Origin of the sequence: Nodosilinea nodulosa PCC 7104, assembly GCF_000309385.1 — a bacterium.
In the GTDB taxonomy this organism is placed as follows: domain Bacteria; phylum Cyanobacteriota; class Cyanobacteriia; order Phormidesmidales; family Phormidesmidaceae; genus Nodosilinea; species Nodosilinea nodulosa.
In genome coordinates, this window is sequence record NZ_JH976537.1 from 3,056,826 (window position 1) to 3,076,212 (window position 19,387).

The 19,387-nt window shown below is 58.9% G+C and carries 13 protein-coding genes; 6 read left to right on the forward strand and 7 right to left on the reverse strand.

Annotated elements, in window-relative coordinates; translation table 11 throughout:
- Positions 1 to 76 precede the first annotated feature (76 nt).
- A complete protein-coding gene (gene glcD / locus LEPTO7104_RS0114140; RefSeq protein WP_017299236.1) occupies positions 77 to 1,549 on the reverse strand; it encodes a glycolate oxidase subunit GlcD in 1,473 nt (490 codons plus the stop codon).
- A 217-nt stretch (positions 1,550 to 1,766) separates the two neighbouring features.
- Here glcD and LEPTO7104_RS33875 point away from each other — a divergent pair, with 217 nt between their 5' ends.
- Both LEPTO7104_RS33875 and LEPTO7104_RS0114150 read left to right on the forward strand, forming a co-directional pair.
- Positions 1,767 to 3,491: an alpha-glucosidase family protein gene (locus tag LEPTO7104_RS33875; protein WP_017299237.1), complete on the forward strand. Its 1,725-nt coding sequence runs from the start codon at positions 1,767 to 1,769 to the stop codon at positions 3,489 to 3,491.
- A gap of 109 nt (positions 3,492 to 3,600) precedes the next feature.
- Positions 3,601 to 5,247, forward strand: a complete 1,647-nt coding sequence (locus tag LEPTO7104_RS0114150; RefSeq protein ID WP_017299238.1) for an alpha-glucosidase family protein — start codon at positions 3,601 to 3,603, stop codon at positions 5,245 to 5,247.
- 80 nt (positions 5,248 to 5,327) lie between these two features.
- Here the strand turns inward: LEPTO7104_RS0114150 and LEPTO7104_RS0114155 are convergent, their stop codons facing one another.
- The 5 genes from LEPTO7104_RS0114155 to LEPTO7104_RS0114175 all read right to left on the reverse strand — a co-directional run bounded on the left by LEPTO7104_RS0114155 (position 5,328) and on the right by LEPTO7104_RS0114175 (position 15,081).
- Positions 5,328 to 9,899 carry a hybrid sensor histidine kinase/response regulator gene (locus LEPTO7104_RS0114155; RefSeq protein ID WP_017299239.1) on the reverse strand — a complete coding sequence of 1,524 codons (4,572 nt, stop codon included), beginning with the start codon at positions 9,897 to 9,899 and terminating at the stop codon, positions 5,328 to 5,330.
- A gap of 63 nt (positions 9,900 to 9,962) precedes the next feature.
- A complete protein-coding gene (locus LEPTO7104_RS0114160; protein WP_017299240.1) occupies positions 9,963 to 12,545 on the reverse strand; it encodes a methyl-accepting chemotaxis protein in 2,583 nt (860 codons plus the stop codon).
- A 51-nt stretch (positions 12,546 to 12,596) separates the two neighbouring features.
- Positions 12,597 to 13,127 carry a chemotaxis protein CheW gene (locus LEPTO7104_RS0114165; RefSeq protein WP_017299241.1) on the reverse strand — a complete coding sequence of 177 codons (531 nt, stop codon included), beginning with the start codon at positions 13,125 to 13,127 and terminating at the stop codon, positions 12,597 to 12,599.
- A 44-nt stretch (positions 13,128 to 13,171) separates the two neighbouring features.
- Positions 13,172 to 13,537: a response regulator transcription factor gene (locus LEPTO7104_RS0114170; protein WP_017299242.1), complete on the reverse strand. Its 366-nt coding sequence runs from the start codon at positions 13,535 to 13,537 to the stop codon at positions 13,172 to 13,174.
- Positions 13,538 to 13,809: 272 nt separating this feature from the next.
- Positions 13,810 to 15,081 (reverse strand): response regulator, encoded by a 1,272-nt coding sequence (locus tag LEPTO7104_RS0114175; RefSeq protein ID WP_017299243.1) that lies wholly within the window; start codon positions 15,079 to 15,081, stop codon positions 13,810 to 13,812.
- A gap of 827 nt (positions 15,082 to 15,908) precedes the next feature.
- Here LEPTO7104_RS0114175 and hmpF point away from each other — a divergent pair.
- Both hmpF and LEPTO7104_RS0114195 read left to right on the forward strand, forming a co-directional pair.
- The gene (gene hmpF, locus LEPTO7104_RS0114190; RefSeq protein ID WP_017299246.1) at positions 15,909 to 17,660 is read left to right on the forward strand and encodes a pilus motility taxis protein HmpF; all 1,752 of its coding nucleotides are present in this window, start codon (positions 15,909 to 15,911) and stop codon (positions 17,658 to 17,660) included.
- A gap of 58 nt (positions 17,661 to 17,718) precedes the next feature.
- Complete coding sequence (locus LEPTO7104_RS0114195) at positions 17,719 to 17,925, forward strand: hypothetical protein (protein ID WP_017299247.1); 207 nt, start codon at positions 17,719 to 17,721, stop codon at positions 17,923 to 17,925.
- A 40-nt stretch (positions 17,926 to 17,965) separates the two neighbouring features.
- On the opposite strand, the gene LEPTO7104_RS0114200 is transcribed toward LEPTO7104_RS0114195, so the two are convergent.
- On the reverse strand, positions 17,966 to 18,307 hold the full coding sequence (locus LEPTO7104_RS0114200; RefSeq protein WP_017299248.1) for a hypothetical protein: 342 nt from the start codon (positions 18,305 to 18,307) through the stop codon (positions 17,966 to 17,968).
- A 160-nt stretch (positions 18,308 to 18,467) separates the two neighbouring features.
- On the opposite strand from LEPTO7104_RS0114200, the gene LEPTO7104_RS0114205 reads away from it, so the two are divergent.
- Together LEPTO7104_RS0114205 and LEPTO7104_RS0114210 are read left to right on the forward strand one after the other, a co-directional pair.
- Positions 18,468 to 18,677 (forward strand): RNA-binding S4 domain-containing protein, encoded by a 210-nt coding sequence (locus LEPTO7104_RS0114205; RefSeq protein ID WP_017299249.1) that lies wholly within the window; start codon positions 18,468 to 18,470, stop codon positions 18,675 to 18,677.
- A gap of 201 nt (positions 18,678 to 18,878) precedes the next feature.
- Complete coding sequence (locus LEPTO7104_RS0114210; RefSeq protein ID WP_264308361.1) at positions 18,879 to 19,328, forward strand: DUF6918 family protein; 450 nt, start codon at positions 18,879 to 18,881, stop codon at positions 19,326 to 19,328.
- The last annotated feature ends 59 nt before the right edge of the window (positions 19,329 to 19,387 follow it).

Genomic DNA, 19,387 nt, shown 5'->3' on the forward strand with positions numbered 1-19,387 from the left:
GATCCGCAGGAGCTTTCGGAGAGGTGATGTCAACGCTGGAACGTTGGCGCGATAGAAAGCGGGCGGGTTATTATCCCTAAAACCGCTCTACCTCTGGCAGGGCTGCTGCCGCTACGCTGCGGGCCGCTTCGCCACAGGTGCGAGGGGTGGGCAACAGCTTGGTCGGGTTGGCCAGCATATTCGGGTCAAAAGCCTGCCGCACCCAGCCCATCGTCTCCAGGTCGGTGGGCGAAAACATGTCGGGCATGTAGCAGCGCTTGTCGGCCCCGATGCCGTGCTCGCCCGAAATACTGCCTCCCACCCGCACGCACAGCTTGAGAATGTCGCCGCCCAGCTCCTCCACCTGTTCGAGCTGGCCGGGAATGGCGTTGTCGTAGAGAATTAGCGGGTGCAGGTTGCCATCGCCAGCGTGGAAGACGTTGGCCACCCGGTAGCCGTGGCGATCGCCCAGGGCCTCAATCTCCTTCAGTACGTAGGGCAGCTGGGTGCGGGGAATCACGCCATCCTGCACGTAGTAGTCGGGGCTGAGCTTGCCCATGGCGGCAAAGGCGGCCTTGCGGCCCTTCCACAGGCGCAGCCGCTCGTCGGGGTCGGTGGCAACGGTGATGGTGCGAGCGCCGTTTTGGCGGCAGAGGGTGGTGATGCGATCGCCCGTAGCGGCCACCTCCGCCGGTAGCCCGTCGATCTCAATCAGCAAAACCGCCGCCGCATCGCGGGGGTAGCAGTTGGTGGCCACCACGTCTTCCACAGCGTTGAGGCTAAAGTTGTCCATCATTTCCATCCCGGCGGGGATGATGCCCGCGCTGGTAATTGCCGAGACGGCCTCCCCCGCCGCCTCCACTGAGGTGAAATCGGCCAGCAGCACCTGAATCGACTGGGGCGCTTTGAGAATGCGCAGGGTAATTTCGGTGGCGATGCCCAGGGTGCCCTCGGAGCCGACAAACAGGCCGCAGAGGTCATAGCCAGGGGTTTCGGCTACCTGGCCGCCGATATCGGCAATGTCGCCATTGGGCAGTACCACCTTCAGCCCCAGCACGTGGTTGGTGGTGACGCCGTACTTGAGGCAGTGCACCCCGCCCGAGTTCTCCGCTACGTTGCCGCCCACCGAGCACACCGACTGGCTGGAGGGGTCGGGGGCGTAGTAAAAGCCCGCGCCGCTGACCGCCTGGGTGACCCAGTTGTTGATCACCCCCGGCTGCACAGTTACCCGCTGGTTATCCAGATCCACCGCGAGAATCTGATTCATGGTGGCGGTGACAATCAGCACCGAATCTTCGATCGGCAGCGCTCCGCCCGACAGGCCCGTGCCCGCCCCCCGCGCCACAAAGGGCACCTGAAACTCGTTGCAGATTTTTACCGCCGCCGCCACCTGCTCGGTGGTTTTGGGCAGTACCACCACCGCTGGCCGCTGCCGGTAGCTGGTCAGGCCGTCGCACTCGTAGACGAGAATTTCTTCTTTGCGGCGCACGACGCGATCGCGCCCTAGCGCAGCGGTAAACGCATTAATAATCGGTGCCCAATCCATCTGCGATCGCGCTGCTACGGTCATGGCCCACACTGCTCAAGATGTCTGTGATCCTACCCTGAACGGCGGCGGTCTGGCCGGGCGATCGCCATCGACTCTGGGCGCTGGCGGGCTTTTTGGCCTGCCGCCATTCCCTTCGCCTGAGAGATTGCTGGGTCAGGGCCTTTCCCCCCTCTGGCGGATACTCTCCAAAACTCTCCTGCCGAGAATAATAGAACCCGCGTTACTAAGGAACCACCCCATGCAAACCGTTGAATGGTGGCAGAACGCCGTTATTTATCAAATTGTGCCCTGGAGTTTTCTAGACACCGATGGCGATGGCCGCGGCAATCTCAACGGCATTATCGACAAGCTAGACTACATTGCGGCGCTGGGCGTCGATGCCATTTGGCTGACCCCGATCTACGAGTCGCCCATGGATGATTTGGGCTACGACATCACCGACATGCTCGATATTGACCCGGTCATTGGCGATCTGTCCGTCTTCGACAAACTGCTGGCGCTCACCCACGCCCGCGGCCTGCGGATGATTGTCGATCAGGTATGGGGGCACACCTCAGATCGCCACTTCTGGTTTTTAGAAAGCAGCAAAGACCGCAGCAACCCCAAGGCCGACTGGTACGTGTGGGCCGACCCCAAACCCGACGGATCGCCGCCCAACAACTGGCTGTCGGCCTTCAACGGTGATTCGGCCTGGGCCTGGGAACCCCAGCGCGAGCAGTATTTCCTCTTTCACTTTCTGCGCAGCCAGCCCAAGCTCAACTGGAGCAATCCTGACGTGGTGGAAGCCATTTTGCAGCGGGCTAAGTTTTGGCTAGACCGGGGCGTTGATGGCTTTCGCATCGATGCGCCCAATTTCTTTCTGCACGATCCGGAACTGCGAGATGAACCAGTGCGCCCCGAGGATGCTCCCCATCCCGACGGCATCGACCCTAAAAACCCGATGGCCAAGCTGATGTTTGAAAACAGCTTTTGTCGGCCTGAGGCGCTGGAGGTGCTGAGGCCGGTGCGCGAGCTCATCGACCAATACCCCAGCACCGTCACCCTGGCTGAGGTCACCCTCTGCGAAGACTCGATTCAGCTGTCGAGCGAGTATGTGATGGGCAATCAGCGATCGCACCTGGCCTACAACAGCGCCCTGCTGGTCGAAGAACCCATCAGCGCCGACCTCATGCGCAACACCCTGGCCAAGGTTGAAAAGCATTTCCTCAACGGGGGCAACTGCTGGATGGTCGGCAACCACGACTACGGTCGCCTGCGCAGCCGCTGGACAGGGTGCGATCGCGAGGGCACCCCCTATCCCGAAACCTTTTATCACCAGATGGCGGCGATGCTGGTGGCCATGTCCGGCGCCCTCTGCCTCTACCAGGGCGATGAGCTAGGTCTCAACGAGGCCCGCATTCCCGAAGATATCCCCGAGAGCCAGATTCAAGATCCCTTTGGCAAGGCTCTTTACCCCGATGTCGTCGGACGCGATGGCTCGCGCACCCCCATGCCCTGGCAGGCCACCGCCGTAAGTGCCGGATTCTCCAGCCATGCCAGCACCTGGCTGCCCATTCCCGAGAGCCACCGCCCGCGGGCCGTAGATGCTCAGACCGAGGATCCTAGCTCGCTGCTCAATACCTGGCGGCGGCTGTTGCACTGGCGGCGCCAGCAGCCAGCCCTCATGCAGGGCGATTGCCGTATTCTCAATGCCGAAGCCCCGCTGTTTGCCTTCATTCGCGAGGCGCCCCAGCAGCGGCTGCTGTGCATTTTCAATCTGAGCCACGACACGGCCCATTTTGACCTACCTGACGAAATGCTGCCCTGCGTGACCGTCTCTGGGGCCAACCTGGCCGCCAAGCGCAATGGCGACATGCTGCGCCTGCGGGGCTACGGCTATTTCTTCGGCAACTTGCAGCCCAGCACTCCCCCGGCCAACAGCGGCACCGCCAAGGATGTACGGCACGAAGCCCCCGCCAACTAGGCTCAAATCCCGGAGCATCAGGCCCCGGAAGATTAGTCCGCCGCTGCCTACCCCCCAAGCCCCAGAGCGCGCTTTGCTCTTCGCTGTTTTGTTGCTATGACTCCAAGCTATGCCTTCTTCCCTCGACTGGTGGCGCAGTGCCGTCATTTACCAGATCTATCCCCGCAGTTTTGCCGACGGCAACGGCGACGGCATTGGCGATCTGCCCGGTATTTTGCACCACATCGACTATGTAGCCAGTTTGGGGGTAGATGCCCTGTGGATTTCGCCCTTTTTTAAGTCGCCGATGAAAGACTTTGGCTACGATATTTCCGACTATCGGGCCGTGGATCCTATTTTTGGAACTTTAGAGGATTTTCAGGCCGTGCTCGGGGCGGCCCACGATCGCAACCTCCGCGTCCTCATTGACCAGGTGTGGAACCACACCTCTGACCAGCATTCCTGGTTTGCGGAAAGCCGCGCCAGCCGCGACAACGCCCGGGCCGACTGGTACGTGTGGGCCGACCCCAGGCCCGACGGCACGCCGCCCAACAACTGGCTGTCCACCTTTGGCGGCAGTGCCTGGGCCTGGGAACCCCAGCGACAGCAGTACTTTTTGCACAATTTCCTGGTCAGCCAGCCCGACTTGAACTGGTACAACCCCGAGGTAGTGGCGGCGATTCTCGCCACCGCTAAGTTTTGGCTAGAGCTGGGGGTCGACGGCTTTCGCCTGGATGTAGTGAACTTTTTTACCCACGATCGCCGCCTCCAGGACAATCCGCCTCGCCCCCCAGATCTGCCTCGCCCGGCGGGGGCTACGGCGTCAGACCCGTTTTTTGACCAGCTCAACCTGCACAACCTCGATCAGCCCTCTACCCTGGAGCTGCTGAGGTCCATCCGTCAGCTGCTCGATCGCTACGGCGCGATCGCCCTGGCTGAAATCAGCAGCACCGAGGATGCGCTACTTACCTCTAGCGCCTACGTCAGCGGCGAGGAGCGGCTGCACACCGCCTACAACTCCTCGCTAATGACCGATGAACCCCTGACGGTGCAGCGGCTAACCCAGCTGATCGAGCGGGTCGAGTCCCTGTTCACCGACGGCGTGATCTGCTGGACGGCGGGCACCCACGACTTCCCACGGCTGAAAAGTCGCTGGAGCAAGTACCAGCCCAGCGAAGCCTTTTTGCAGGAGGCCTTTGACCACCTGTTTGCCGCCCTGCTTCTATCCCTGCGGGGGTGCTGCTGCCTTTACCAGGGCGATGAGCTGGGGCTGACCCAGGCCGACATCCCCTACGAAAAAATACAGGATCCCTTCGGGTTGCAGGGGTATCCCCAGGTGCTGGGGCGAGACGGTTCCCGTACTCCCATGCCCTGGCTCAAGGCCGCCCCTGCCGCTGGCTTTACCGACGCCCCAGAGCCGTGGTTGCCAATCCCTATCGACCACTATGCCTACGCCGTAGATGCCCAAGAGGCGGATCCAAACTCGCTGCTGCAAAAGTACCGACGGCTGATTTCCTGGCGGAACCAGCAGCCCGCGCTCAGACAGGGCACCATGCGGGTGCTGCGCCTCTCCGACGATCGCCTGCTGGGGTTTGTGCGCGCCTGCGAGCAGCAGGGGCTGCTGTGCCTGTTTAACCTCAGCCCCGCCACCGTCTACTGCGATCGCTCTGAACTCCCCCCCTGCGAACCCATAGGGGAGACTGTCTTTAGCGATCGCAGCTATCACGACACCCTAGAACTGCCGCCCTTTGGCGTCTATTTTGCCCGCCTCGGCTGAAGTGAACTGGCTAGGTTGAGCGGCATGCGGCCAGCGTGAGGTCCCCGGTTTGGGTGCTTTTTGGGCACCTTCCCCAGCCTCTAGGATGCGGGTCCCTCCGCAATTCGGCGGGGAATCATGTTCTCGCCTTTGAGCATGCGCTTGGCCGCATCGAGCAGCATTTCCTCCAGGTAGGGCTTGGTAAAGTAGCCCTTAGCCCCCAGGTCAACGGCCATCTGGCGGTGGCGATCGGCTCCACGAGAGGTCAGCATTGCCGTAGGAATCTGGCTCAGAGAGCTGTCTTTCTGCATGCGAGAGAGCAGTTCCAGGCCGTCCATGCGGGGCATTTCAATGTCGCAGAAGACCAGGTCGCAGGGCAGGCCAGAACGCAGTTTTTCCCAGGCTTCCTGGCCGTCGCGGGCCTGCTCTACTCGGTAGCCTACCTTGTTGAAGCTCATCGACAGCAGCTCGCGCACCGTGATCGAGTCGTCTACAATCAGCACGGTCGGGTCGTTCTGGGCGATCGCCTCGATCGGTTCCTCCACTGTCGCCTGAGTCCACAGCGAGGTCGAAGCGTCTCGGCGCAGGCGGCCGCTGGCCAGATCGATTAGCTCCAGTACGTCCGCGATCGGCATGACGCGCCCATCGCCCAGCACCGTGGCCCCGGCAATGCCGACGGGCTTGGGCACCGGCCCCTCCAGCTGCTTAATCACGATCTCCTGTTCGCCAATCACCTGGTCCACCTGTAGGGCGATAAAGGTGCTGGCGCTGCGCAAGACCACCATGGAGACCACGTCTTCGTCCTGGGGACCACCGTAGACCCGGCCCCGCCCCAGGGTGCGATTAAAGCGCAGCAGTTCGCCCAGGGGCCTGAATGGCAGCAGCGTGTCGCGCCAGAGAATGCAGGAGTGACCCTGGTCGTCGGTTTGAATCCGCTCCTTGGGCACGTCGAACATATCTTCGACCCCGTCCATAGGGAAAGCGATGCGGGCCTGGTTGTTGACGCAGCTGAGCGCCTTGGTAATGCTGAGGGTAAGCGGCAGGCGAATGGTAAAGCTGGTGCCCTTGCCCACCTCAGACTCGATGGTAATCGAGCCGCGAATATCGGCCAGGGCGGTGCGCACCACGTCCATGCCCACGCCCCGTCCGGAGAAGTCGTCCGCCTGGTCGCGGGTGCTAAAGCCCGGCAAGAACAGCAGATCGTAGACTTCAATCTCGGTCATGGTTTGGGCTTCAGCGGGGGTAATCAGCCCCTGCTTCAGGGCTTTGGCCTTGACCACCGCCGGGTTGATGCCGCCGCCGTTGTCGGCGATGTAGATGACGGTCTGGTTACCCTGGTAAAAGGCCCGCACGGTAATCGTGCCCTCCCGCCCTTTGCCGCTGGCCAGGCGCTCCTCCGGCGATTCAATGCCGTGGGTAATGGCGTTGTTGACCAGGTGCGTCATGGGGTCGTAGAGGCGCTCCAGAATCATTTTGTCGATCAGGGTGTCGCGCCCCTCGACCACAAGCTGAGCCTCTTTGCCGCACTGAAGCGAAATGTCGCGTACCGCTCGGGGCAGGCGGTCGGCGGTTTGGCCAAAGGGCACCATGCGGGCTTTGTTGAGGCCCTCTTGCAGCTGAGTGGTCACCTGGCGAAACTGGCGGGCAATCTGGTCGGTGGAGTCAATGGTGAACTCAATGTCAGAGGATGCCTCCCGCACCCGGACAATCAGCTCGATCATCTCCTGGGAGAGAGTGTGGAAGCCGGTAAAGCGGTCCATTTCCAGGGCGTCGAAGGTGGCCCCGGTGGCGTGGCTGCTGCCCCCCCTGTCCGAGGAGGAAACCCCGAGGGCAAAGGCCTGACGGTTGGCAATCAGGGAGCTTTCCAGCAGCGATCGCTCGTAGAGATCGCGCATGCGCTGCCCCACATCGTTGAGCTGAGACACCTGGTTCAGCAGGTTGTCGAGGAACTGCCGCAGCCGCTCCTGGTCTTGCTCTAGGGAGTTGCGGTTGACCACCAGTTCCCCGACCAGATTGCTAAGGTTATCGAGGTGATTGACCGAAACTCGCATGGTTTGGTCAGTCCCACCGCTGGCTCGCCGGGGCGATCGCCTCGTCGCCGGCATTGAGACGGTGCGGCGATTTCCCAGGGTGGGGGCCGAACCCCCCAGCTGATCGGCTTCCTCCAGCAGTTTTTCTAAATCGTCAAACTCGTCGTCACTCTGGAATTCTGTGGCTCGAAGCCCTTTGTAACCCTCCAGCAATTTGTCTAACTCGTTAGATTCGTCGTCCCCGCTGCCTGGGGAACCCGCTGCTCCAACGGCACCCGTATCGGTTGCCCCGATCGCCGCCGATCGGGTGTCGGATGGCCCATCGTCCAGCAGCGCATCTAGATCGTCGAAATCATCGTGCTCTGCGTTGGAGTGATCTGAATTGGAGTGATCTGGTTCTGAGCTGGCCCCGTTGCGATCGCCATTCAGGTCGCCCTGGGCAAAGCCGACAAATCCATTCTCGTCGCTTCCAGAGATGCCGAAAGCCTCGGAGTCGTCCAGCAGATCCTCTAAATCGCCAAAGTCAGCGTCTCCAGGACTCACCGCCGCTTCAGGTTCAATTTCGGAGTCCGCTGCCTCAGCCTCAGGTCCACTGGCCTGATCCTGGGCGGGGGGAGAAAAGGTAACGTCGGCCTGGGTCAGGTCTGCTTCCGCCGCCGCGTCAGTGTCGCGGGTAGATCCATCTAATCCGCTGTCCTCCAGTACCAAATCCCCGAATGGGTCTTCGTCTAGGTCATCTGCTGACCCAAAAAACAGAGGTGCATCGGCGCTCTGCTGATCGCTCAAATTAAGCTGATCGGATTCGCCAAAACTAGAATCCGAGAGGGGAAACAGGTTATTGCCAGGTGAAACCCCATCAGCGTCGGTCGCCTCCAGGTCGAGACTGAACTCGGGCATCGTATGGGCATCGTCGTCCTCAATGAAATCGCCATCGAGAAGATTCTCAAAGAAGCTGTCGACCTCGTCGGCTGTGCTGGTGACGTCAGCACTGGCCGAGCCATCTAGGTCAAAAAAGTTGTCGTCAAAGGTGTCGTCTGTACCCGCATCGAGTCCTGCGCTCGATGCGGGTACAGGCTCATCGTTGAGCAAGTCGGCTAGCGGGTCAGCGGCGTCTTCTGGGCTGGCGGCTTCTGCCAGGGGGCCGTCACCCTCAGTGAGCCAGTCTGCCAGGGAATCGCTGGCCTCTTCTCCCCGGCCAGATTCGCCCACGGGGGCAGGTTCAGCGCCTGAGTCTGGGTCGCCGGGGGTGGCAGCGGCGGGGCTAGCATCGAGGTCGTAGCCAAACAGGCTGGCCATATCGTCGAGGGGTTGGCCCTCAGACTCCGCGTCAGCCCCACGGGCGACGAGCAGATCGCCAAACTCATCCTCTAAACTGCCTGTATCCTCGTCGAAGTTGAGATCATCTAGGGAAACATTGCCTAAACTTTCTTCCTCCCAGAGGTCTGCCAGACTGTCAGGCGATCCCTCAAACAGGTCGGCGAGGCTGTTGAGTTCCGCTGCTCCTACCTCTGGCCCAATGCTTCCAGATGACGCCTGGGGCACAGTCGGCTCGACGGTTAGGGGCGGATCGATCGGCCCAAAAACAGATTCCAGGCCGGTTTCAGTGACATTCTCCGAGGGGTTCAGATCAGCGGTATTCAGGGCTAGATCGTCCAGCCAGTTGTCGGCATCGGCTAGGGCCAGCTCGTCGTCACTGCCCTCCTCGGCAGCGGCGAACAAGTCAGCCAAATCCGGTTCGTCAGAGCTGTCATTGAGGGCCTCGGCCAGCAGCGCATCGAGGGTGGAGTCATCGCTGATTAAGGCTGGCTGGCTGGCTACTGCAACCGGCAGCAGGGCTTCTAGGGCTGCGGAAGCCCCTACCTGACCGATCGCCCCTGCTAGCATCTGATCTTGGGCCTGCTTCAAATCTCTAATCACTACCGGTGCAAGGGTGCGATAGGTCTGATTGGGGTTTGCGATCGCCCCCTCAACCACCTGGACCAGGGCACACCACTGAGCCAGCTCAAACTGCTCGCCAATGCTGTATAGCCGCTGGCAGAGGCGACCGAGCGCCTGGCGAGAAGCGCTGTTGTCGGCCTGCTTAAAGGTGGCCAGCATGTCCCGCAGCAGCGCCGGAATATCGCTCCGAAACACCAGCTGTAGCGCACTGGTTTCGGGGTGGGCGGCGGTAGCCACGGCGGCTGGACGAGGGGCTGGGGTAGCCGGAGTGGGAGCAGGGGCGTCGACCACCAGCGCATTCAGATGAGCCTCCGCCTGCACAAAAATTGGCTCCAGCGGGGCCATAATTTCTTGGGCCTGGTCGTTGGTCAGACCAAAGGGGCTTTGCAACTGCTCTAGCTGCTCCTGCAGCCCGTCAAAAATTTGCAGCAGCATGGTCTCCAGATCGCGATCGGGTCGCACAGTCGACTCTTTCATCACCTTAAAGAAGTCTTCCATGCGGTGGCTGGTGCGTTGAATACTGTTCAGCCCCAGCATCGCTGCCCCCCCCTTGACCGAGTGAGCTGCCCGAAAAACCTCGTTCATCATCTCAGAGTCGCCGACGGTAGCCGCTAGGTTTAACAACCCCTGCTCGATGGTGTTGAGGTGATCCTTGGCTTCTTCGATGAAATACCCCAAGATTCGTTTTTGATCTTCAGGCAGCATGTCGATTTCCCTCTGAATGCTTTTCTACCTTGACTGGCTCACTCCCGTTGGGCTGAATTGCACCTAGCTTTCCGATTTATCCACCTTAAAACGTTCTACCGAGGTCAGCAGGTCGCGGGCTACCCCCACCAGGTTTTGCAGCGATCCCGACACCCGCTGGGCCTCCTGGGAAGTCTCCTGGGCGGTCAGTTCCACCGACTGCATAACCTGGGCCACCGCGCGGGAGGTTTCGGTTTGCTCCACGGTGTCAGCTGTAATCGATCGCACCAGCACGTCAATGCGATTGGACACCTGAATGATGTCTTCTAGCGATCGCTTGGCCTGCTCCGCCAGGCGAGTCCCCTCAATCACCTGCTGGGTGCCCTCCTCCATCGCCGTCATCACACCGCCCGTCTCACTCTGAATTTGCAGCACAATCTGCTCAATTTCCTTCGATGCCTTGGCGGCCCGGTCAGCTAGCTGTCGCACCTCGTCGGCCACAATCGCGAAGCCGCGCCCCGCCTCCCCGGCCCGGGCTGCCTCAATACTGGCGTTAAGGGCCAGCAGGTTGGTGCGCGAGGCAATCTGCGAAATCAACGCCACAATTTTTGAAATTTCCTGGGAAGACTCGGCCAGACGCTTCACCTTACGGGTGGTTTCCGCCACCGTTTCGCGAATCTCCAAAATGCCTGCCACCGTGCGCTCTACCGACTCACCTCCCTTGAGGGCGGTAGACGACGCCGAACGGGCTACCTCCTCCGCTTCTCGGGCGCTCTCGGCCACCCGCTGAATAGAGTCGGTCATCACCTGCACTGAGTTTAGCGTCACCGCTAGCTCCTCCGCCTGACGCAGGGCGTCTGCCGACAGGCTGCGGGCAAAAATTTCGTTTTCGGTCGATCCCTTGCTCACCTGGCGGGCGGCAACGCTGACCTGCTCCACAATCTCGCGCAGGTTTTGAATGGTCAGGTTAAACGAGTCGGCTACGGCTCCCAATACGTCAGCGGTCACCTCCGCCTGCACGGTCAGATCGCCCCGCGCCGCCCCTTCCACATCGTCAAGCAGGCGAATCACCTGGCGCTGCAAGTCTTCTTTCGCCTGTTCTTGTTCCTGGGCCTTGCGCTGGGCCTCGCTGGTGGTGGTTAAAATCACCCGCGACATCTTGTTAAAGCTACTGGCTAGGCGGCCAAACTCGTCTTCGGTGAAAACCGTAGCCCGGGCCGACAAGTTGCCGTGAATTACGGTATCAAACTGGTGCTGCAAATCGTCGACGCTTCGTCTTACCTGACGGTGGGCCAGATGCCCTGCCCCCAGCGCCGCGCCAAATCCTGCCACCCCACCCGCTAGGGCCATTGCGGCATGCACTGCCTTGGGCATAGCTCGCCCCGGCTGTAGGGTGGAGGCAGCAAAATTGATTATCCCCACCGCCAACGCTGAGGCCACCCCAGCGGCCAGGGCTACCATCAGTTCTTTGGTGGGCAGGGGGGCGTTGTCTAAAAAGCCTAGCCAGTCTTGCTCTGTAGAGACCGCTTCGACTTCGTTGCTATCGGTTTGGGTGAAGATAGGCAGGCTATCGGTGGCCCCAGCGATGCTAAAAATATCGTCGTCGCTAATGACAGCCTGGTCGTTCATTTCGCTGAGATCGAAGGCAGAGGTGCCGCTGCTATAGCCGCTGTTATCGTCCGTCGATGTCAGCCCCGAAGTGCCTACCGATGGGGTAGTAAACCCTGCTGAGCTGTCAGATAGTTCAAAATCAGGCAGGTTGCCCAGATCGTCAAAATCGCTAAATTCATCCAGAAAATCGACGTTGCTGCTGGGCTGGGCGCTGTCCTCTAGCCCTGGACCATAGCCATTGTCGCTATATGCGTCGTAGTCACCGTTAGAGTTGTCGCTGGCGGTGTCAAGGTCATCGCTCAGCAGATTTGGTTCGGGGGCAAATACGGTCATATCGTCGCCGCCATCGTCGGCGGGAGGCCAGTCTTCGTCCATCTCCAGGTTGGCTAGGCCCACGCTGCCGTAGGCGGCGGCAGGCATTGCAGGGGCAACTCCGAAGGGATCGTCGGCAGGGCCTACTTCCAAAGAGTCAAAAGAGGCGTCGTCATCAAAGGTAATGTCGTCTAATCCGTCTTCACCCTCCGGCCAGCTACCGCCTGCGGAGTCAGCCCCAAAACTAGGGCCTGTGTCCCCAGGGGACAGGGCGAAGGGATCAGCCGCAAAGGGGTCGGCGGCAAAAGGATCGCTCAGGGCGCTAGGCGCCTGGGCACCTTCCGCCAGCGAAGCATGCAGATCGTTCTCTGAGCTAAGTTCACTACCTGCTGCGTCCATGGGTAGGGCTGCCCCGGCATCGAAGAAGGTGTCTCCAGTATCGGCCTCATACCCTACAGGGGTTTCGGAGGCAAACTGGTTGGCGTAGTCGAGGCCGTTGCTGGCGTAGTCGACGTACTCCGGTTCGGAGGTCAGATCAAGCACCGCGCTGTACTGGGCGGCGGCCACCTCATACTGTTGCAGGCCATAGCAATAGATGTGGCCTCGCAGCAGCAGTACACTGGGGTCTTCGGGATAATCGGTAGCAAGCTGATCGATAACCGCCGCAGCCTCTGGGTAGTTGCCCTGTACATAGGCTCTTTCTGCCTTTTGATAGGCTTGAGAGTAATCGATGCCTGAAGCCATGGTCTTCTCCTGCCGGTGCAATTGTCCTAAGGGGGTGAGGATGGGCTGAGCCTAGGTGGCCCAGCGGGCTGAGCGAATGACAGCGACGTGGTCGAGTAGCCTGAGGGTTTTGCGCTCCTCAGCGTCGATGACCCATTCACCGCGCAAAAATGGGGCCATCGTATCTGGACTTGTGTCAGACACCCGTGTTTTGTCGGGATTGAGCCATCGGGTGCCGACAATTCGGTTAACGGCCAAGCCTAGCATAGTTCCCTGATCTTCAATGGCGATAACCGAAATCTCGGGGCGATCGGTGTTGAGCACCGACGCATAGCCCAGAAACTGGCCTAGATCGGCTACCCACACCACTCTTCCCTGCTCGTTCAGCGTACCCAACAGCAGGTTCGACACGTTAGGAATTGGGGTAATGCGATCGGGGGGTTGTTCAATGATGCGACGAATACCGGTGGCAGGGAGCGCAAATTCGTCTTCAGGGGTGACAAAGAAGCGCAAAAACAGCTCACCATCAGGTGTTTCCAGCTCTTGTAGCTCTGGATCTTGGTCTTGCCCGGTTTGGGTGAGAAAATCAGGATTGCCTACCATAGCACCGTTGTTACGTTACCCTCGTGTTGCGTTTGCCCTCTGCGCTAAGCTCTGAGGAGCTGCTTAACTGTACCTACCAGCTCAGTTGGCTGAAACGGTTTGGCAATATAAGCGTCTGCTCCCTGCTTCATGCCCCAGTAGCGATCGAACTCTTCGCCCTTAGAAGAGCACATAACGACCGGGACGTTTTGGGTCAAAGGATCAGCTTTGATGCGTCGACACAGTTCGTAGCCGTTCATACGGGGCATGACAATGTCGAGCACAACCATGTCAGGGCGCTGGCTCTGAATTTGCGCTAGGGCTTCCATGCCGTCGCTGGCAACGGTGACGTTGAGGCCAATACCCCGCAGTAGCTCGGTAATCATTTCCCGCTGAGGAACGCTGTCTTCTACCACCAGAACTGTGCTCATAGGTTGATTCAAAAAGGCCGAGTGAATGGCCAGAGATAAACCGGCATGTAAGGCTTGGCTACTACCCGGTGTCAAAGGCTTAGAGCGTAGACTGGCTGCACTAAACAAGCAGATTTCAGAATCTCCAAACCCGTGACTTTAAAGTACCCTCAAACGCAATAGATGCCGTCGGTTCAGATAAATTAACCAACCCGATTGTTTAGATTATGGCGAATCTTATCGGAATTGATGCAAAAACCCTGCCTAGACTAAGGAATGTTACTGGGGGTATATCACCGGGGTAGGGAGGTTTGGCTGAAGTCAATGTCAAATTCGTCTTCGATGGCTTCGGCCAGAAGCGTTTCGGGACGGGGGCGGTTGAGATCGCCTGGGCCAACGTATTTTTCGACTAGGGCTAGCAGCTCGCCTGGGCCAAAAGGTTTGGTTAGGTAGTCGGTGGCTCCTACCATTCTGGCCTTGACCCGATCTAAGAAGCCGTCTTTGCCCGTTAGCATGACAATGGGCGTCTGGCGAAAGGCGCTGGAGTGCCTGAGCATGGCGCATAGCTCGTAGCCGTCGAGCTCAGGCATTGTGATGTCGCAGAGAATCAGGTTGGGCTGAAGCTGAAACAATAGCCCCAGGGCCTTTAGGGGGTTGCCAATAGAGGTGGCTTCGTAGCCTTGACCATCGAGAATGCGCTCTACGGCCTGACGAACGGTGGTGCTGTCGTCTACGCAGACAATGCGGGGCAGGCGGTCTGGCCCAGGGCGCTGCAGTTTGGGGGCAGGGGCTGCCTCAGCGGGGCTGTACCCTAGGCTGATCTGCCCCTGCTGAAGGGCAGGGACCAGGCTGCGGGCGACGCTGAGCAGATCACGGTTGAGGTAGCGGGCAATGCGCCGAATTGAGGTTTTGCCGTCCATCCAGCTGATCATGCGCTGGTAGACCTGGCTCGATACGCTAGCTTGAAAGGCTTCTGGGGCCAGTAGGATGGGACATTGATCGGGCGACTGGAGGTGGGGATGCAGCTGATGCCAGGTCTGAATTTGCTGGGTAATTCCCGCCACTAGGTCGCTAATGGTGTGGGTCATGAGCTGAGGGCTGAGGGCTGGGCTGAGCTGGAATACAAAAGCCCCGTGGTGCAGGCTCAGCAGGTCGAACAGTGTTTCGTGCACCATGTGGCTCAGAATGGTGCGACCCTGGTCAGGCGTGATCAGATGCTGCTCTAGAAGCGCCCACAGAGTGCCGTATTCAAGTGAGTTAAAGGCTGCGATCGCAGCGGTAGTGCTGGGGTCGGGCAGAGATTTGTCAATACCGTAGCGATGGAGGTGGTCTTGCAGGCGATCGAGCTTGTTGTCGGTGGTACCGGCGTAAACCAGCTGTCCATTGGCTAAAAATACCAGCCACGATGGCGGAGCAGGTGCTGTCAATGCTCCGTCGAAGGGGTGCCCCAGGGGTTGATTGCTGCCGCTGCCGTAGTTTTCTAGGTACAGTTCCCCGGTACGCTGTCCTAGCTCAATAAGCTGCAAAATACTCCTGATATCAATTTCTGACAGATAACCCTGCATGAGGCAACCCAAGGATGGGGACAGCACCTGGTTGAACAGGTCATAGGTAACGTGTGAGCTCGACTCAGCATGCCCTCACCGGAAACCAAATCATACCCCCTGGCCCTGTGGTTTTAACGGGTACCCTGTGATGACGGAGCCAATGGGCATCGCCGCGAGGGGAGGTAAACTCAGGTTGGACAGTGCGCTTAACACTGGAAAGGGGTTCCTTCTCCGGGTCTAAGGCTCCCAGGCTTGCCCCTAGTATACGGTGCTTCCCTGGGGATAATCTACCGACGACGGTCCCTAGCGCCTGCTTGTCAGAGGAATTTTTGGGAATCCTAAGCACAATATCTTCTTCAGGGGTGTCGATTGGCCCTAGTTAGTGACCAGATCTGCGGTTCTACCGGGCCAAAATTAGCTAAGATTCCAGGTAGCTTTGGCAGCAGCACTCAATATCTCTCCATGGACGACGGGGACAATGGGCGATCGCAATTCCCTGGGGCCGCAAATGTTAGCCCTGTGGGCACCTCGGCGCTCAAGCAGCAACGCGATGCCTCCTATCTGAGTTCAGAGCTTTGCGATAGGTTGATCGAGAACATTGGGGTAAGGCTAGGATAGGCAGTAGATTATGTGTACGAACTCAACCTCTCGGTTAAGACTCTGAAACGAATCCGGGGCTAGGTAACCGTTTATTGCGCCCAATAGCTAGGCCTCAACGGTTTACGCAGGCGGGCAGTCTGGCCTGCTGCCCCAGCCCCCATTTCTAGCATCGACGATGCTTTGAAATTACTGCATCAGACCTAATTCTCTAAAAGTTGACGTTCTAAGCCACGAGGACCACCAGCGTGCTGTACCTAGCAGAAGTCCAGAAAAAGACCGGGTTTATTGGCAGCGGCAAGCCCGAGTTTAAGCTGCTTGCCTGCCAGCGCAGCGAGCACAGCTGGAGTGCCGTAACTGGGGAAGATACTCTGACGGCACCCGATGACGCCTCCTACAACGCCGGGGCTCTAGTGATGGTGGAAGTCAGCGGCAATCGGCAAATTCAGCGCCATTACGAGGCTGGCCGCACCCTGACCAGCATTTTGCAGAACTTCTCGAGCCTGAGCAAAAAGTCTAAAACCCAAGAAGAAGAAATTGAGCAGTGGAAACAATCGCTCACCTTTCAAAGCCAGGAACTCAACCGCCGCGAATTGGAGCTAGAGGCGCGCCAGGAGCAAGTTGAGCAGGCTGAAGTTGACCTAGAGCAGCTCGATGCCCAGCGCCAGGAGCTAGAGCAGCTGCGTCAAACCCTGGAGCAGCAGCAGGAAGAGCTCAATCGCAAAAATACCGATCTAGAAGGGGCCTGGGCTCATCTCAACGGTGAAATGCGACGTTTTGAAGAGCAGCGCGCCGAAGGCAGTGCCGCCGCTGGTTTAGACCCAGCCCAGGTAGCGACCCTACAGGGAGCCCTCAACCGCCTGACCGAGGCGGTGATGCCCATAGAAGCGCTGCGCGATCCCCTCACCCATGCTACCGATGGGCTGAACTATCACCAGGGACTGCTAGGCGATTATCGCCAGGCTCTTGAAGACCAGCGTCAGGGACTAGAGCAGCGCCAGCAAGAGTTGGACCACCAGTTGGCCCAGCTGGCCCAGCGCTGGACCGACTGGCGCCAGGCTGAGGCTAGCCTAGTGGCCAAGCGCGAAGATTTAAAGCTGCGGCAGCAGGCTGTGAAAACCCAGCAGGATCAGATTCAGTCGTTGTCAGAGACGCTGCAAGCTCAGGCCAATCTGCATCAAAAAATCTACGACCTGCTCAACACCACTGACAAAGTAAGGCTAAGCAAAAAAGTCGATGTGGCCGCCTTAGAGGCCATGGATCTAGATCAGCTTCAGGCTATGGTGGGCGATCTTGAGAAAGACTTAGAGAAGATGTCTCGCTTTGTCTCTGACCAGGAGGAAGAGCTAACCCTAGAGCAGCAGGCCATGGATGAGCTGAGGCTCAAAATTGAGCAGGCTAACGAGTTCGAGCGCCTCCAACTAGAGACTGAGCTTGAGGAAGAGCAAGATCGCTCCCAAATGCTCAATGAAACTTTAGTAGGCCAGCGGCGCAATTTGCTAGAGCGCGAGGAGGTGCTGAGCCAGCACCAGGCGGTGCTGCGGCGGCGGCAGGGTCTGACGGTAGAAGAAACGCCGGTCAGCGCCGTTGACCTAGAGCCGCTGCTCAATACCATCGATGCCCAGCGCCAGCAAACTACCGATACCATTCAGGCTTTAGAGGCTGAAGTCAAGCAAATCCACGATGGTATTGCCCAGCTCAAGCGGGATATTGAGAGCACAGAAGCAGCTCTGGCGTCCCAGCGCGGAGAGGTAGAAACCTTTGAGGCTGGCCTGCGCCAGCAGCAGCTAGACCTGGCCGGCCTGGTGGGCAAGCTGGCCGTCTGTGAAGAGCTGCTCAACCCTGCCCAGGAAAGTGTCAATGGGCTAAGGCAGTCGATAGATAGCCTCAGCGGAGGGGTAATTAAGCTGCAGGAAGTGAATGATTACCAGCTGCAGGCGATCGCGGAGCTGCGGCAAACAGTGGTGAGCGTAGGCACCCCTCAAATGGCGACCTCTTGAGCCTGAGCTGAGCAGGAATGCTAGAGTCAGCTGATGCAATCTAGAGGTACAACCGCACATGATCTGGGTCAACGAACAACTTGATCCGTCTGGGATTATCTACTCCTGCATTGCCTGTAGTGATGAAACCCAGGCCCGAGCCTGTCATCGATCTTTTGAGGACAACCTCACCGAGGAGCAAAAGGCAGAGGGCTGGGTAGCCCAGCTTCGCACTGTCAAAACCTGGGAAGAGGTGCCCGTGAATGCCCTAAAGCTGAGCTTTTGAGCCGGGGCGATAATTGACAACTAATTTGGCTTGGGCTGTCCTAACGACTGGACTGCCGCCATCGCCATCGCCGATCGAGCAAGGTGCGGCTCAGCACCCGCACTGGGTCTTGAGATTCACCGGAGAAGAGGGCAAAATCTATGGGTCCCCAAGTGCGCTCGGCTGCCTCTGCCAGGGCGAGCAAAAAGGGATCGTCAAGGGTGATACGGTGATCGAAACGGAGGGTTACCAGCGATAAACCTCCGTGCCCCGCGCCCATGACTATACCCCAATCGTACTGGTCTAACATGGCCTGGAGCGGCTGACCAGCAGAGCGACGAAAATGCTCTAGCTGCTCTTGCTTTTGCCTAAGCTCTTGCAGGAGTTGGTGATTACTCAACATCGTGCTCCTCTGCTGGTGTCTGCTGGTTGGCAGTGATACAAGCACCCATCCTCTGAGTGGCCCTAATTTGAGTGTAAGGGGTGGATTCGCCTCTGGAGTTGAAGACTTTCTATTGCTCTGTTTCTGTTGCTCTCTGTATACAAATTCTTCGGATAGCGCTATGGCCAGTATGGACTACATCAAGCTTGACCAGTTCTTAAAACAGATGCAGGTGGTGGGCACGGGAGGGCAGGCCAAATTAATAATTCAAGATGGCGAGGTCAGCGTCAACGGCACTGTTGAAACCCGGCGCGGTCGCAAGCTGATGGCGGGCGATCGCGTTGAGGTAGAGGGCCAGACCTGGATCGTCGATTTGGCTGAGCTGATCTAGGCTGAACTGGGGATTGCCCATGCCCGTGGCGATCATGGCTCGATTCTTTAGCCCTTTTTAGCCTGAATGCTGGCGGCTCCAATTCCTCGAGCAAAATTTATAGACTTGTTAAGCAATCTCGAATCTCTGGCTGGGAATGCTGATTGAGCTGCCGGACTGCGGAAAATCTAGGTCAGTACACTAAGTGTTATTGAGATGGTCATGGCTATGGGTTTAAGCGATATTTTGAACGACCAGGCCGTAAAGGTAAAAGTTGTGGATGACTGCGCCCTACTGATCGATCGCCACGTGGCCGCCAAGAGCGGCCTGGGCGGCATGGCTCTCAAGGCGGCCTATGGAGTGGTAAAAGGTATCGATGCAACCTATGTTCCGGGGGCTATCTATCGCATTTTGCCAGAGCTAGTGAAGGCCTTGGAACCCATGTGGGCCGAGGGTTTGCAGGCTGGTGATCCGGTGGCCCACCTGAGCCAAAACCAAACCCAAACCGCCGAGGTCATTTTGGGGATCACCGACCAACGCGTGGCCAAAACCGACAAAGGCCTGGTGCGATCGTCTTACAATAAGCTGCGCCAGTCGGTCAAGGGCGATGTGGAAGAAGCGGTACCCGGCCTGGCCGAAATTCTAGGTGCCCATAGCCCGGTGCCTCGGTAGTGCTGGCCCGTTGTGCCACGAGTCGGTTGCGCAACGGGCTATGGTGAATGGGCGGCCAG